This is a genomic window from Rhizobium sp. BR 317 (assembly GCF_047445835.1).
GTDB classification, from domain to species: domain Bacteria; phylum Pseudomonadota; class Alphaproteobacteria; order Rhizobiales; family Rhizobiaceae; genus Rhizobium; species Rhizobium paranaense.
This window is the reverse complement of record NZ_JARWLB010000031.1, coordinates 1-14,928: the sequence shown is the minus strand read 5'-3', so window position 1 is coordinate 14,928 and position 14,928 is coordinate 1. Positions and strand designations below refer to the sequence as shown.

Here is a 14,928-nt window from a genome sequence, read left to right as displayed (position 1 = left end):
AGAGACCATTAGCTGAAGGCACGGATCAGACGCCTTTGGAATGTCCCCGAAGGCGAAGATGAAGGGACATATGTTTCTGTTATGCCAAAGGTTGGAATTCGAGACGTTGCCAGGCTCGCAGAAGTTTCTACCGGGACCGTCTCACGGGTTTTGAATGATCATCCCTCTGTTACGGATGAACTAAGAGCCCGTGTCAGAGGCATTATCGAAGAGCTGGGCTACCAGCCCGATCCGTCCGCCAGAAGCATGCGCGGCAAGGTCAGCCGCCTCATTGGCATCGTCATTCCGGACCTGACCAATCCTTTCTTCTCCGAGCTCGTCCAGTCCGCAGAGCAAGCGGCAGCGAACCATGGCTACAACATCATCGTCATGACATCCTTTGACAATGCGGCCAAGGAGGCTGACCGCATCGGACAGCTAACAAGCCGCAAGGTGGACGGTATCATCCTCGTTCCCACCAACGATTTCCATTCGATCAAGCTGCCGAAGGGATTGCCGATCATCGTTGTGGATCGTCTCATGCCAGGATATTCCGGCATCGCCGCCGACCATCGCAGCGGCGTCCGCCTCGGCGTCGAACATCTCTTGAAGCTCGGCCATCGCCGCATCGGCTTCATATCAGGCCCCAAAGGGTCTGTCCCGGCCAACGATCGCCTTACGGGCTATCTGGACGCAATGGAGCAAATCCAGGATGACGGGCAAACGGTCAGTCCGTCCCTGATAGCCGAGGCGGCTTTTGACTATGAAAGCGGCCGGCTCGCTGGAAACTATCTTCTTGCCCGCGCACGCAAGGAGCGCCCAACTGCGATCTTCGCAAGCTCGGACCAGCAGGCAATCGGCTGCATGCGGGCGGCACATGATCTCGGTATTCCGATACCGGCAGCACTTTCGATCGTCGGATTCGACGGCATCCCGCTCTCAAGCATGACGACACCGCGCCTGACGACAGTGAAGCAGCCGATTCAACGGATTGCAGCGGTTGCCGTGGCAATTCTTCTCAACAAGCAACCCGTGCCCGATCTCGACGACCCAATCCTGCTTGCCTGTGAGATTTCAGAGGGCGAAACGACCTCGGCGCCTCAACCCGATTGATTGTAATGGTGTCCGAGCCGTTATCAGGGTAGCCGCCGAACTGCGTCTTGCGCGTCTGTTCATTTGGGAAGGCGCCCGAGCGGGTGTTGAAAGCGCGGACGCTATCGGAAGATGGGAACGGCGGCTTTGCCTCACATCCAAGCATGCTCATTTCTCTTAACGAACGGCTATGGCTTGCGCTCGGCGCGAAGCGTCGAGAGTTGCGGCATGGCGCCCGTGAGCTGAGCCACCCAGCGCGCCGATTCGGTCTCGGGCTGCGGCTCGGCCAGGTGATCGTCCGGCGGAGCATTGGCGCTCCGCAGCGACCACTCGCGCGCCTCCCCGGGCGTAATGCCAAATTCACGACGAAAGGCCCGGATGAAAGAAGGACCTTCGACAGAGGCCCTTCCGACAGGATTAGTCGAGAATTTTGACAACCTTGCGTGTCTTTGGCTGGATGATGACACGTTCGTGGTTGACGACCGCGTAGGCATAGGTCGGATTATCCGGAACCGGTGTCACGACCACGGTCTCAGGGAGCCGCTGACCGACGATGATCTTATCCTGCACGACGGTTTCGGCCGGGGGCAGCGGCTGCTCCTGCACATAGGTGATGACCTTCTGCGGCGGCGGATCGATTGCAGTGCCAACGATAGCGCCTGCTACACCACCGACCGCGGCACCGATCGGGCCACCAACAACGGCTCCGGTAACCGCACCGCCCGCGGCCCCTGTGACCGTGGAGGACTGTGCGAAGGCTGAGCCAGCGAGAAGGCCGAAGGCGGCCGCTGCAGAGACGATAAGTTTCGTTTTCATAGCATTCTCCTTTCCTTTTCGGCTCGTATGAGCTGAAAGAGAAATGGGCCTTGCATCCGAAAGTTCCTACAGCGCCTTGCCCTCGATGATCACAAGTTGCACCATCGTGACAAAATCCGTGAGAAGCGAGTACTCAACATCTCACGCCGGCGTCATCCTGAGACAGCCTCCGCCACCGCCAATTCGGCCATGGCGAGCGCGGCCTCGCGGGTTTTGGCGGCAGCGATGAAGCGACCACTATGGCAGAAACTCGCGCCCTCTACGCCGCAAACCGCCGCCAGATCATGATCGGTCAGGCCAGCCCAGGCGGCAGGCAGATCTGCCCTGAGTTCAAACCCCTCGTCCGCACGGCGGATACCGGTCAGGCACCAACCATTTTCGCGCGGATGAACGACAAACAATAGGTGATCGGCGCCCGCCTTCACGATGGCTGGGCGGAACGGCATTCCCATTGGGAGTTCCAGAATGCGGCCACTGCCTGCATCCATGATAGCCTGATGCACCAGCGCCTCGGCCCGCAATTTTGCGGCGCTCTGCGCTATCCTCGCCTCGACGAAACTTCTGGCAACGGCAAGGGCGTTTTGGAATCCGCGATCTCCGGCTTCCGGGTCCGTCTCGTCGAAAACCGGTTTCAAGGTTTCGAGCAGCGCCGGCAGCGTGAGCCCAGCCAGCGGTCCGGCAATGGAAGGGCTAAGCGCGCCATTGTCAACCAGGTCGACCGGCAGCACAAAACTGGAATCGAAAGACGCATGAACCACCTCAATATGCGCTTCAGGTAGGCCTGAAGCCGCAAGATAGTCGCGGCCATAGTGCTTCCAGATCAATCCGAACGAACTATAGGGTTGGCCATTCTCCCTCAGCGGCGCGCCGCGTTGATGGTGATCGAATATCCGCGCGGCAGCATCATACGCACCGCCCACATCATAAATGATACGATCGGCGCCGGGCCTTATCCATTCCGGCGCCCTGCTGCGGATCAGGCGAGCGTTCGGGAAAAGCCGGGTCAGGATAACACTGGACAGAAGCTCATCGGCATGAAAGCCGCCGGAATGGGTAACGAGAAAATCTGGGATCATGCAGGGATGTGCCTTGTGGTTCGCGAAGTGTCCGCTTGGGGTTAGCAGCAGATAGCCATTGCTGCCTCCCATCTCAACCCACCATTTGCGCGTTTGGGTGCATTGGTTCGAGCGTGATATCTGGTGAGGAGCGGTATGATGACCCGACATGCGGCATCGCCCTGTCGCATGAACCTAGACGTGGAATCTCTTGAACGAGATTGGTCGCACCTTTCACTACGCAGCGTGCTTGCGACAACCTTTCATAGTAGACCTGAACAATCCATGCTATTCTCGTCAGCCATCGAACGCATTGCGGGTGATAGCGATGTTGGAAGCGGACAAGGCATTCACGGGCTCGATTCCGGAAAACTACGACCGCTATATGGTTCCGTTGATTTTCGAGCCTTTTGCCGCAGATCTCGCACAACGAGCAACATCCTTGGCGCCAAGCGCCGTTTTGGAAGTTGCCGCGGGAACCGGGGTCGTGACTCGCGTGTTGGCGCCCAAATTGTCCGCCGGCGCAAGCTATGTCGTAACCGACCTCAACCAGCCGATGATTGACTACGCCGCATCGCAACAAGCGCCCGACGCTCGCATCCAGTGGCGCCAGGCAGATGCTATGGCGCTGCCGTTTGACGATGCGGCCTTCGATCTCGTTTGTTGCCAGTTCGGGGCGATGTTCTTTCCCGACCGCTCGTCTGCTTATCGTGAAGCAAGACGAGTCCTGAAGCCCGGAGGGCATTTTTTGTTCAGCGTGTGGGATCGCATCGAGGAGAATGTATTTGCGGATGATGTGACGAATGCGCTCGCCGAGATTTTCCCGAACGATCCACCGCGCTTTCTGGCGCGCACGCCGCACGGCTATCATGACCGGGAGCTGATCCGTACCGACCTTCAGCGCGCTGGTTTCTCGCACGTGGTGATCGAAACGCGAGCCGAACAAAGCCGTGCATCCTCGCCGCGTCTTCCGGCGGTCGCCTATTGTCAGGGAACGCTTCTTCGCAACGAAATCGAGGCCAGAGAGGCGGGAAGCCTAGAGGCTGCGACCGACTACGCTACGTCGGCGATCGCAGCCAGACATGGTACCGGCGAGGTTGCTGCCAAAATTCAGGCGCACGTCATTATGGCGGGCGCCTAGCTATCGGCATCGAACTGGCAAGCTGCGCTTACTCAGCGACCGAATTGACGACACGGCAAAGATTGTCGCTCATGCTGGGGGCAACCTGTCCCTGCGGCACCATAAAAAGGGCGTCCACGCGGCTGCCCTTGCCGCTCTTCCGGACGACGACGCGCAAAGTCTGCGGGCGCCCCGACCCCGTCGTTTCCTGTTGAGCTGTCAGCGTGCCGAGCTGCTTCTCAACGTTCACATCCGCGAAACCTTCGGCAAGAACGGCCCTCGACACCTTATCGAACGCAGCCGTTGGGTTGACGGACGGGAACTCCATCCAGGTTTTGTAGGTCACAGCCGTGACGAGGGGAACGCCGCTGCTTTGATAGTGCTGCGAACATACGCTGGCTGCTGCAGGCGTGAAGGAGAGGACGCCAAATGCAAAACCGCAGAGAATTATCTTACGCAAGGGAATTTCCTCTGTTGACGAATGACTGATGCATATTTCCGTGATTGCTCATGCTGTAATCACGGCTAGCTGCCGGAAAGCCTGATGCCTCCGACAGTCAACCCTTGCCAGTGACACCCCATCCCAGGCCATCAACTATCTTTCCGCCCGCACTCTTTGGAACGAACGCCAATAGGGCAACCCCGTCGATAATCGGGAAATAAAGGTAAATCTTATCAACGTCGTTTTGATGGGATATACACCGGAGCAAGAGATATCGACGTCTATTCAACGGCCGCGCGTTCATCAAGCAGCGGGCGGCAGCGCGAGGTGCACTCGGCTCTATCTCAAGTGCACAGGCGTCCAGAACTACGCGCTTCAGATATTCGGAGCTAACTGCAGAGATGTGATCCAGGATCGGCTACAAGCGCGTTTCGCCGGAAACATTGACCGGAACTTTTCGGGCGATGTGCTGATGGTGGCGAAAACGGATGGGAACGCTGATCGCACCGGCACGCAACCTATTTCTTGCGTTCGCGCCTCAAATCCAACGAGGGCAGGGTTCCGAAAGCCTCTTTATACTGGAGGGAAAAGCGACCGAGATGAGTAAAGCCCCAGCGGCTCGCGATCTCGGCAATCGTTGCAAGAGGCGGTGCATTCTTTATGTCGTTTCGCGCGCCTTCGAGCCGCAATCGTCGAAGATGCTCCATTGGTGTTTCGTTGTAGAAGCGACGAAAGTTGGTCTGCAAAGCTCGAACGCTTACATCGGCCGCAGCAGCCATGTCAGCAAGGGTTATTGGTGCATTGGCGTGGGTCCGGGCAAACTCGACCGCCCTTCTCACCTGTTTTGGCGCAATCGAGCATCCGGGCGATTTTCGGTGAGACAGAGAATGAGGCAGGTTCTGCACCATCAGCAAAGCCAATGCCTCCTGGAAACTGGCCAGTGCGATGGGTGATGCCTTCAGATTCTGGTTCGCGCAGATTTCATCTCTAAAAAATCGCATCAGTGTCAGAAGTTGCGGCATTGCTCCGTCAACTGCGGCGTGCTGCGCCACGAATTCGAAGTCTGCCGGCGCAAAACACTCATAAGTGTTGGTAAGTGCGCTCATCACCGCGTTTCGACTGACGACGAATCCTTCCCCAATCGACTTCTCTCCGATTTCTATTCCCGAGTACCGATCTGCCGTCGTCAGCACGCCGGAACCAGGGCAGACGATATGACGGATGTTTCCGGTCGTCAGTTGGCAGTAGGTGGAATGTTCAAAAAAGAACATGAAATCGTCGCGCTCAACGGTGACCGAGAAATCCCGCTTTGTTTCGCTCGATCCACTCCACCCTACAAAGCCGTCGACGCCTTGCATACTGAAGGCAAAAAGATCGCGCGCCCCCCGGTTGAGAGGGACATGATTATCTCGCTCCTTGTTGTCGGATAACCAGTATGCGATTTCCTCGGCTGTTAGCGACGCCTCTTCAAGTTTTGCGACGAAAATTTCAGTCAAGCCAAATCCCAGATCTTGCCATTGTTTATGTTTACCCGCCTGGCGCCCCCCGCCGGATGACACTAGCAGGATCTGAGCGTCATTTGTAATATGCTTGAGCCACGTTTGGTCGTATGTGGATAAGTTCGCCCTTTCAGCGGTGATCTCAGCGATGCTCATTGAGGCATCCACGGTAAACCCATGGCTTGATCATACGGGATCAAAAAATGGCGATCCTCGGCGAAACTTCCTACCGGCGAGGCAAGAGCTGCGGTTCCGTCGTCGAACAAGGAGGGATTTTCGAGAACATTTGCCGTCAGCATCGCGCCTTCCAGCGTAGCAAGCACCTGCAATGCGCTGTTTCGAGATAACCCTGCCTTCGTCGATTTATCGATTCCGAGCAGGAAGAAGCGTTGCACTTCGTCCAGAACCTCACCGGCCAAATCCTGCGCCGTCGCTGCGAGCGCCGCATAAGCACATTCTTCCGTCGCGTTGCAGAGCAACGCGAAAGACCTGCCGCCAAGCTTCAACAATATCAATACCGACGACCAACTGCTGATCCACAGCTTCGAGAAAGCGATCCGTGTATCGGCGAGCTGATCCGCGACTTCCACAAGGCGGGTCGTCCTATCGCCATGGTGTGCCATGCACCTGCCATCCTGCGCGACGTCAAGAAGGACGATGGCCAGTATCTGGTGAAGGGCCTGAACGTCACCGGCTTCAAGAATGCCGAAGACACCGAAATCGAACTGCTCCACCACCTGCTGTTCTCGCTTGAGGATGAGCTCAAGAACCGTGGCGCCAATTACCAGAGCAAGGCGAATTGGGAACCGAATGTCGTGGTCGATGGCGTCCTGATGATGGGCCAGAGCCCAGCGTCTGCCGTGCCGCTCGCCGAGGCCTTGGCTAAAGCCGAGCTTCTGGGGCGCTTGCGAGCGCCCCAGAACGAACCCTTTGGCCGAAGGGACGTTTAAACGTCGGAAGCGTCTTTATGGCTTCGCTCAACACTCTTCCCAGGGGAAACTATCAAGTCTTTGGGCACCTGCCGAGATGACAAGAGCCTGTGTCTCAAGCTTGATGCTCTCGGATCCTTCCTCCGCAGTCAGGCTTTCGACGTTCAACACCATGTTTTCTTCGATGATGCCGCTGAAGCCCGGATCGAAATCGGGGTGGAGCAGAATACCCGGCCACTCGTCGGCCATTCCGTTCTTTGCCTGATATAACTGGTGCCTTGATTTGGCTGCTATCCGATTGTTTTCATTGATATGGATTTAAACGTTGTTTCCGAATTTTGATAAAACCAGGATATAACCAGGCGACTTAATTTCTGCATCGGCGGAGCGATGTTGCGCGCAATTCAACAAAACGCGGATAAAAATCCGCGTCTTTGTCTTCGCGCCATCGCCTTGTTTCCACTTGAAGTTTTCCCACCACGAGGTTCTGGAACGGCCGAATCTGATATGAGGGAGATAAAAGAGGACCCACAGTGCCGATTCACGACCCATGCGCTCTGCTCAATCGATTACTTGAAGAACCGATCGAAAGCGCGTGGTTGGAATTCAAGGTCAACAACAAGGATCCGGTCCAGATCGGAGAATACGTGTCGGGGCGTTCATCGCCGCGGCGGCCGCCGCTCTCGGTGGAATGCAACGTGACGAGGAGGAAGACCTGCTGGTCACGGACCGCCGTACGGTTTGAAAGCCAGCCGAAGGCGCGCCGTCACATGCGAGCGCCCTCTCCCAAGGCTTGCAACGCTCTGACCCGAGGCACCTCCCGGAACATTCAGGGACTCTCCATGTTCGGTGACGACGCAATCAGGCGCCAGGAGGATCCAATGGCTACCGAGAAAACGCTGAACGACTTATTCCTTGACACGGTCAAGGACATCTATTTTGCCGAAAAACAAATCCTGAAGGCTTTGCCGAAAATGGCCCGCGCCGCCCAGCTTGAGGAAGGCAAGGCAGGATTCATCAAGCATCGTGACGAGACACAGGCCCAGATCGAGCGCCTTGATCAAGTGTTCGAACTTTTGGGCAAGCCAGCCCGCGGCAAAACCTGTGAAGCGATCCAGGGCATCATCGCCGAGGGTGAAGAGATCATGGAAGAGTATAAGGGCACGAAGGCTCTCGACGCTGGGCTGATCTCTTCCGCACAGGCGGTCGAACATTATGAGATCGCGCGCTACGGCACGTTGATCGCATGGGCCAAGCAGCTTGGCCTCAAGGACGCCGTGCCGCTCCTTCAGGCGAGCCTCGCTGAAGAAGAAGCCACGGACAAGAAGCTGACGCAACTTGCGCAGTCCGCCGCCAACCCTCAGGGCAAGGCCGCCTGAAACCTAGGCAGGTCTCACAAAAAGCCGCTCAACGGGCGGCTTTTTGTGCTTCTTCGGCACCGTACCATGACCTCGAAAACATCTTCGTCACTCGGCACGTTGCGTGTCTGAAAGCGAAAGCCGTCGATGAAACTTGTTAAAGCTTCGACGCCCACTAAGTGACTGGAATTGCGCCGCGACGGTTTGGACGATGTCAGCTAAAGTCCTCATCGAGCTGTGCGGCGAGCTGCTGGCGCGCCCGGTTGATGCGGCTCTTCACCGTGCCGATCGCGCAGCCGAATTTTTCTGCCGCGTCGTCGTAGGAGCGGCCTTCGATGACCACATATTCCAGCACCGCCCGGTAAGGCTYCGGCAACAGGTTGCAGGCCCGTTCCAGCTCCTTGGCGCGGATCGTCCACTCCTGCGATGGCGCTTCCACGCCAAAGCCCGAGACGCACTTCTTGCTGCCGGGCGACTCGCGCTTGGCTATGCGAAACTTTGTGCAGAACGTGTTGCGCATGATGGTGAACAGCCAGGATTTCAGCCGTGTACCTGGATCGAACTGTCCAAGATTGGCGAGCGCCTTGGTCAAGGTTTCCTGAACCAAATCGTCGGCATCGGCAGAGTTCCTGTGAAAGGTCCTGGCGAAAGCACGAAGAGCGGGAATGAGATTGACGATTTCCGCCTCTAAGTCGGCAGATCGGGACGTGTCGAACACAACGCTCTCCTTCCAACCGCGTCATTGACGCGATGTTTGCATCGCCCCGCAAGTGCAAACGGTTACCGGCTCGGCACCTTGCGGATGCCGGGTCGGATCATTCCAACAATTTATTGAACGAGTTGCCGCGATAGCACCTGAACCCCGTCAAACCTCCTCAAGCGTTTTTCGCATCCAGTGACAAACGGCCCTGCCTTCAGCTTGTTCCCTAGAGGCTTTCAAAATCTCGGTCCGTCTCCGGTCTCTTCTCGCCGGGCGTCTTCTTGTTCACTTTGCATCGTCGAGCCGACGATATTGGCCTCTCGCATCCTTGCGGATTTGGGCCGCTTCGTTGTTGCCAGGATGAAGCTAATCGCCGAGGCCGATTTCTGCAATCAATGGAAGATGGTCGGAAGCCAGGCTCGTCAGACGATTTCGAGGCACGCTCGCGCCGAGGACCGCAAGATCGGCGCTGACGAAGACGTGATCCAGCCGCATCAGCGGATAGCGTGACGGAAAAGTCGGTCTCGCCGGCTGATTGCCTGAGAGCTGGACGTCCTTCAAGACGCGGGTGGCAAGCCGATAGGCTGCGGAAACCGGGACAGCATTGAAATCCCCACAGAGAATGGTCGAGGCTAGGTCCTTGCCGCCCGCCGGGAGCCAGGCTGGCCCGAGAAGCGCCGACATTTGCTGCACGCGATCGCGCCCCCGAAGGCCGAGATGTGTGTTGACGAGGTGCAATTGCCTGTCTCCTATCATGACCTCGACGGAAAGCGCCCCACGCGGCTCGCCCAGCGAAGGCAAGGGCCCAGCCTTGATCGCCTTTGTCGGCAGAGCCGTTATGAGCGCGTCTCCATATTGCTCGTCGGCTACGGTCAGGGCCGGATTGAAATGCGCCTCCATCTTCAGAAGAGAGGCGATCATGCTCGCCTGATCGACGCCGCCAGTTCTGTGGCGGCGAACATCGATCTCCTGCAATGCCACGATGTCTGCCTGCGCCTCCGCGATAACCGCGGCGATCCGGGCAGGGTCGATCTTGCGATCCGTACCAATGCAACTGTGCACGTTATAAGTCAGAATTCTGATCGATCTTCCGTAGGGCATTGCCTGGGAACACCGAACTCGCCCGATCGTTCCGCATCCTTGGGACTGTGTTTCACACCCCTGGAGAAGGATCGCGGATGAGGTTGAAACGCCTGATTTGGAATGGCCTGCTCATCGCAGCGATATGCCTGGCATTCTGGCTCCTGTATCGCATTCTCCACCAATACAGCTTTGATGACATCAGGAACTCGCTGTTGAACATTCTGTTTCGGCGCCTCGGCTGCCTGCACGAGTTGCTTTCGGCTTTCGCGGACGTCGCCTTCTTCCGATCGGTCACGGCCTACGTGCTGGCCAACACCGCCGTGCTGGCAACCCAGGTTCCGGGCGGCCTCGGCATCCTTGAGACGACTGTCGCCTATAGCGTGCCGGACGCGGCCTCCATCGGCGCCTTGATCGCCTTTCGCTGCATCTATTTCCTCATCCCGCTCGTGCTGGGAACGACCCTTCTGATCACCAGCGAACTGGCGTTTCGGCATCGCTCAGCTCGAGCGAAGAATGCGGAGAAGGTGACCGACCAGACGACGAGAACCCAGTCGTCCTAGCGGCCGGACGGGATCKAGCAGCGCGGTCCCCACAATCGGCTCCGTCTTTTCGCAGGTCGTTGCAAATGGCTTGAGGCACCGGGCCCCGACATTCAGCTCGGTGATCGCCTCGATCAGCGATCCGGTCCGTTGAAAAGCATTTCGAACGGCACCGGCCGCACAGCCTAGATATTCCGCTATGAGCGTGTTGCGCAGCTCACCGATCGCCAAACGGTGAGCGGGCTTAAGTGCCTGAAAGAGAATATCGCATTCGGTATCAAGCCCCTCGGACCGGTGGTTGAGATTGGAGGAGCCGATGCGAAGCACATTGTCATCGGCGATCAGCAGTTTCGAGTGAACGAGCAGTTCGACTTGCTTTTCACCATCGGGAACCAAGGGGTAGAAGACGCGCAGCCGACCATGACTGTCCGCATCCATGAGACGCCGGATTATCCTGTCGCGATTCCTTCCCATGACAAAGTTCTCGATCAAGCCATGGGATTTGTGCGTGCAGACGATGACGACCTCCAGCCCGTTGCCTTCCCGCAGGCGAGCTTCAATGGCCTCCGCGACATTAAAGGAGGCAAGGTATTGCGTTTCGATATAAAGCTGATGTCTTGCCTTGGCGATCACGTCCTTTGTCATGGCAATGCCCTGATGCAGGCCATTCCTGAAGAAGGTCGCCGGTTCGGTCGTCGCGAGCCTGACGGGCACATTCTCCAGCGATGCGACGAGATCGTTCGGCCAGCCAACGGCCGCCTGCGCTGGCAAGGCCCTGTAATCCTCGCCGGCGGCATCCATCCATCGTCGCCTCGCCACAGAGGCGATAAGCCTTGCCGCATCCCCCGTCACCATGGCTTGCAGGTCGTGAAGGGGCTCGTAGAACAAGCCTTCGGAATCACGCTTCAGCTTGTCACGAACCCTGTGGCCCCAGGTGTCCCAGCGCCGCGATGTCAGATCGATTCCGCCGATGAATGCCACGGAATCGTCGATACAGACGAGTTTCTGATGATGACATCCGCGTATGGCGGGCTGGATGGCAAAGCGAAGATCGATGCGACTGTTCTTCGGAAAGTTTTGCTTGCGCAACACCTTCAAGGATTTGTCGGAATAGAGCGGTCCCAAAGCCCAGATCAAAATTCGGACCTCAAGATCGGGATTGGCATCCGCCAGAGCATGCAGAAGATCACCCAGCGTTTCCTTGGAATTCTCAGGCTGCAGGCGGATATCGGGATTGAAGTCCCATCCGATGATCCAGATCCGCTTTCGCGCATGGCGCAAAATGTGGGCCAACCGAGAGAAATAGGCACTGCCATTGATAAGAAAGGCTGTTCTTGCCGCAATACCTTCCAACCGCATATCTTCGGCTTTCGGCGACATGGCAGAACCGCTTGCTCCTCTCTGTTTCCGACAGCCGATCGTGCTCCGACAGGTCCTTGTCGCTTTCGCCCCACCGAAACGCAAACGCCTGAATTTTTCCAAGGTTCCGTCGAGATACGCTTGATGATGCGTGGTTTTTTAAGGTTGAGGAACAAGTCACCAGCCGCGTGGTTCCTATTGAATGGCAAAGACAGGCACAATCAGTATCGGTATCTCGGGCTGGACTTACGCCCCTTGGCGCGGCGTCTTCTATCCGGATGACGTGGCGCAGAAAGGTGAGTTGGCCTATGCCTCGCAGCAATTCCCTTCCATCGAAATCAACGGCACCTTTTACGGCCTGCAGCGGCCAGAAGTCTTTGCCAAGTGGTGCGACGAGACGCCGGACGATTTTGTCTTCGCGGTCAAGGGCTCCCGCTACATCACCCATCTGCGCAGGCTGCGCGAGGTGGAAACCCCGCTCGCCAATTTCATCGCCTCTGGCGTTTTGCGCCTGGGTCCGAAGCTTGGACCAATCCTCTGGCAGTTTCCGGCAAGACAACGTTTCGATCGCGATCTGTTTGCCGCTTTCATGCGCATGCTGCCGAAAGATACCACCGCCGCATCAAAGCTTGCCGCGCGGCACGACGAACGGCTGAACGGTCGCGACTGGCTGCAGGCCGATGGCAAGAGGCCGATCCGCCATGCATTCGAAATCCGCCACGAAAGCTTCGTCGACGCAGATTTCATCAACCTGCTTCGCGAGCATGAAATCGGGCTCGTCTGTGCTGATACCGTCGAATGGCCGCTGCTGATGGATGTGACGGCTGACTTCGTTTATTGCCGCCTCCACGGCTCTGAAGAGCTCTATATCAGCGGCTATGACGACAAGGCACTGGATATCTGGGCGGGCAGGATCGATGCCTGGGCACATGGCCGCGAGCCGGCAAACGGCAACCGCGTGCTTGAGCCGCTGAAGCCGGCKCGCAATGGCCGCGACGTCTATGTTTATTTCGATAACGACGTGAAAGTGCGAGCCCCTGCGGATGCAAAGGCACTTGCAGCGCGGCTTGGACTGGCACATCCCGCGACCACCGGAAGACATTTAAAATTTGCCGTAGCTTGATTTTGAAGCGGAGCTGGATGTTCGTGCTCAAGCAAGCATCATTCATCACACCGCACTATCGAAGTCCGCGCTAAAAAAACCACGTCGCCACCATCCCAAGAACGGATGCGGCCACGACTGCCGTCGACGTCCATCCAAGCCAGCGCAGCCAGCCGGTAACCATAAACTTTCCCATGACCTGCTCTTTCGCAGTMATCAGCATCATGATTGTCATCACCGGCACGGCTACGACCCCGTTGATTACCGCGCTCCAATACAGGGCCGAGATAGGATTGACGGGCGTGAACAATATGCCCATTCCGAGAATACAGGCCATGCTCAAGGTCGCATAAAAATGCTTTTGCATGTTTTGGTTTTCTCGAGAGGCCGACCGGCCACTTGAAAGCCTCACCGACGGCGTAGGCGGCTGCGCCAGCAAGTACCGGAACCGCAAGCAACCCGGTGCCTAATATGCCAACGGCAAACACGATGAACGCGACATCGCCCGCGATTGGCCGCAAGGCTTCGGCTGCCTGCGCCGAGGATGAGATATTGGCGACACCGGTCTTATGGATTGTTGCCGCAGTTGTCGCGATGATCGCAAGAGCTATAATGTTTGAAAACCCCATGCCGATCAAAGTGTCGGCGCGGATGCGTCTGAGCGCGGCGGGCGCTTCTCTTGGCGCTTCGACCAGTGGATGTTTGTCGCCATTGACATGCTCATCCTCGACTTCCTGGGAAGCCTGCCAAAAGAATAAATAGGGTGAAATCGTCGTGCCCAATATGGCGACGATGGTCGTGAAGAATTCAGCATTCCAGACGATTTTGGGCACGAAAAGGCCCGCCGTTGCCTCGCCCCAGGATATGTTGGCCGCAAACATGGCGGCAACATAAGCAAAAAGGCTGAGCGTCATCCATTTGAGCACGGCGGAATAACGATCATACTCGACAAAAACGCTGGCAATCGCGCAAGCGCTTCCGAAACCGACGACATAAAGCGTCTCAGGCCCGCCGATTAAAAGTTGCAACGCATCGGCCATCGCGCTGAGGTCGGCTCCGATATTGATCGCGTTCGCTATGAAAAGCAGTCCCACAATGAAGTAGAGCAGCCAAGCCGGGTAGTGCCGGCATACATTTCCGGCGATGCCATGTCCGGTCGTGCGTCCGACCCGCGCGCAAATCTCCTGAATTGCCGACATCAGCGGATATGTCAGCAGCATTGTCCATCCGATGCCATATCCAAGTTGAGCCCCCGCCTGACTGTATGTTCCTATTCCGGAGGGATCATCATCCGAAGCACCGGTGATAAAGCCCGGTCCCAAAATCTTTAGGAACCGGCGAAAGATCCCATTTCCTGCCATCGCCCCCTGTCGCTCCGTCGTCTCAGTCAAAGACATGCTCCCGCTTCTTCAGCCAAGCATAGACGGCGTAGTTTTGAGCCTTTCACTGCCGGCAAAGGCGTGCTGAAAAAAGCTGCAAAATGCCAAATAGTTCCAACGGAATTCTTGAGATCAGAACGATCCAGCAAGTATGCGAAACTACCACCCTTCAGTCGCTCCTCGCTTCGATGCATCAGGGAACCGTCGCGCAGGTGGCTGGAGCCATCCTTTCGAATTCCCGTCTACCCGTGCGCCACCGAGCGCGCCCGACTCAGGAACCTTCGCGGCCGGCGACAGTTAGGGAATTCCATTGGATCAACGGAGGTTATGATGAAAAGGATTCTCGTTGCCGTGAGCGCGGCACTCTTCGCATCCGGGACAGCTTTTGCTCAAAGCAGCACGACGGTGGTTATTCCCGGAGAAGTCAGGACCTATGTGACGGAACAAGAGGTTCCATCCGTCACCTATGACGGCGA

Annotated in this window: 13 protein-coding genes and 3 pseudogenes; 6 read left to right on the top strand and 10 right to left on the bottom strand. The window is 57.2% G+C overall.

The window, feature by feature from the left end:
• Nucleotides 1-81 precede the first annotated feature (81 nt).
• Complete coding sequence (locus QD357_RS29490; protein ID WP_183941025.1) at nucleotides 82-1,092, top strand: LacI family DNA-binding transcriptional regulator; 1,011 nt, start codon at nucleotides 82-84, stop codon at nucleotides 1,090-1,092.
• Between the two features lie 396 nt (nucleotides 1,093-1,488).
• Here the strand turns inward: QD357_RS29490 and QD357_RS29485 are convergent, their stop codons facing one another.
• Nucleotides 1,489-1,887, bottom strand: coding sequence for a DUF1236 domain-containing protein (locus QD357_RS29485; protein WP_183941027.1), 399 nt, complete (start codon nucleotides 1,885-1,887; stop codon nucleotides 1,489-1,491).
• Between the two features lie 152 nt (nucleotides 1,888-2,039).
• Nucleotides 2,040-2,963: an MYG1 family protein gene (locus QD357_RS29480; protein ID WP_414125671.1), complete on the bottom strand. Its 924-nt coding sequence runs from the start codon at nucleotides 2,961-2,963 to the stop codon at nucleotides 2,040-2,042.
• A gap of 307 nt (nucleotides 2,964-3,270) precedes the next feature.
• On the opposite strand from QD357_RS29480, the gene QD357_RS29475 reads away from it, so the two are divergent.
• On the top strand, nucleotides 3,271-4,083 hold the full coding sequence (locus QD357_RS29475; protein ID WP_183941031.1) for a class I SAM-dependent methyltransferase: 813 nt from the start codon (nucleotides 3,271-3,273) through the stop codon (nucleotides 4,081-4,083).
• Nucleotides 4,084-4,111: 28 nt separating this feature from the next.
• Here QD357_RS29475 and QD357_RS29470 read toward each other — a convergent pair whose 3' ends face one another.
• The 3 genes from QD357_RS29470 to QD357_RS29460 form a co-directional block, all read right to left on the bottom strand.
• Nucleotides 4,112-4,522 (bottom strand): hypothetical protein, encoded by a 411-nt coding sequence (locus tag QD357_RS29470; protein ID WP_183941033.1) that lies wholly within the window; start codon nucleotides 4,520-4,522, stop codon nucleotides 4,112-4,114.
• A gap of 500 nt (nucleotides 4,523-5,022) precedes the next feature.
• Nucleotides 5,023-6,159 (bottom strand): helix-turn-helix transcriptional regulator, encoded by a 1,137-nt coding sequence (locus QD357_RS29465; RefSeq protein WP_246451650.1) that lies wholly within the window; start codon nucleotides 6,157-6,159, stop codon nucleotides 5,023-5,025.
• Nucleotides 6,156-6,512 (bottom strand): hypothetical protein, encoded by a 357-nt coding sequence (locus QD357_RS29460; RefSeq protein WP_414125673.1) that lies wholly within the window; start codon nucleotides 6,510-6,512, stop codon nucleotides 6,156-6,158. The genes QD357_RS29465 and QD357_RS29460 overlap by 4 nt, the downstream gene beginning before the upstream one ends.
• Between QD357_RS29460 and QD357_RS29455 the strand changes: the two genes are divergently transcribed.
• Nucleotides 6,393-6,953, top strand: coding sequence for a DJ-1/PfpI family protein (locus QD357_RS29455; protein WP_246451655.1), 561 nt, complete (start codon nucleotides 6,393-6,395; stop codon nucleotides 6,951-6,953). The genes QD357_RS29460 and QD357_RS29455 overlap by 120 nt on opposite strands.
• A gap of 27 nt (nucleotides 6,954-6,980) precedes the next feature.
• On the opposite strand, the pseudogene QD357_RS29450 reads toward QD357_RS29455, so the two are convergent.
• Nucleotides 6,981-7,187, bottom strand: a pseudogene (locus QD357_RS29450) (aminopeptidase P family protein); the annotation flags it as partial.
• A 626-nt stretch (nucleotides 7,188-7,813) separates the two neighbouring features.
• On the opposite strand from QD357_RS29450, the gene QD357_RS29445 reads away from it, so the two are divergent.
• On the top strand, nucleotides 7,814-8,311 hold the full coding sequence (locus tag QD357_RS29445; protein WP_183941035.1) for a ferritin-like domain-containing protein: 498 nt from the start codon (nucleotides 7,814-7,816) through the stop codon (nucleotides 8,309-8,311).
• Nucleotides 8,312-8,504: 193 nt separating this feature from the next.
• On the opposite strand, the gene QD357_RS29440 is transcribed toward QD357_RS29445, so the two are convergent.
• Both QD357_RS29440 and QD357_RS29435 read right to left on the bottom strand, forming a co-directional pair.
• Nucleotides 8,505-9,008: a sigma-70 family RNA polymerase sigma factor gene (locus tag QD357_RS29440; RefSeq protein ID WP_414125655.1), complete on the bottom strand. Its 504-nt coding sequence runs from the start codon at nucleotides 9,006-9,008 to the stop codon at nucleotides 8,505-8,507.
• Nucleotides 9,009-9,356: 348 nt separating this feature from the next.
• On the bottom strand, nucleotides 9,357-10,091 hold the full coding sequence (locus QD357_RS29435; RefSeq protein WP_414125654.1) for an endonuclease/exonuclease/phosphatase family protein: 735 nt from the start codon (nucleotides 10,089-10,091) through the stop codon (nucleotides 9,357-9,359).
• 221 nt (nucleotides 10,092-10,312) lie between these two features.
• On the opposite strand from QD357_RS29435, the pseudogene QD357_RS29430 reads away from it, so the two are divergent.
• Nucleotides 10,313-10,633, top strand: a pseudogene (locus QD357_RS29430) (UPF0104 family protein); the annotation flags it as partial.
• Here the strand turns inward: QD357_RS29430 and QD357_RS29425 are convergent.
• Nucleotides 10,571-11,992 carry a phospholipase D-like domain-containing protein gene (locus QD357_RS29425; protein WP_183941041.1) on the bottom strand — a complete coding sequence of 474 codons (1,422 nt, stop codon included), beginning with the start codon at nucleotides 11,990-11,992 and terminating at the stop codon, nucleotides 10,571-10,573. The pseudogene QD357_RS29430 and the gene QD357_RS29425 sit on opposite strands and share 63 nt — an antisense overlap.
• A 181-nt stretch (nucleotides 11,993-12,173) precedes the next feature.
• Between QD357_RS29425 and QD357_RS29420 the strand changes: the two genes are divergently transcribed.
• Nucleotides 12,174-13,094: a DUF72 domain-containing protein gene (locus QD357_RS29420; protein ID WP_183941043.1), complete on the top strand. Its 921-nt coding sequence runs from the start codon at nucleotides 12,174-12,176 to the stop codon at nucleotides 13,092-13,094.
• A 70-nt stretch (nucleotides 13,095-13,164) separates the two neighbouring features.
• Here QD357_RS29420 and QD357_RS29415 read toward each other — a convergent pair.
• Nucleotides 13,165-14,434 (bottom strand): annotated as a pseudogene (locus QD357_RS29415) (NRAMP family divalent metal transporter).
• Nucleotides 14,435-14,928 lie beyond the last annotated feature (494 nt).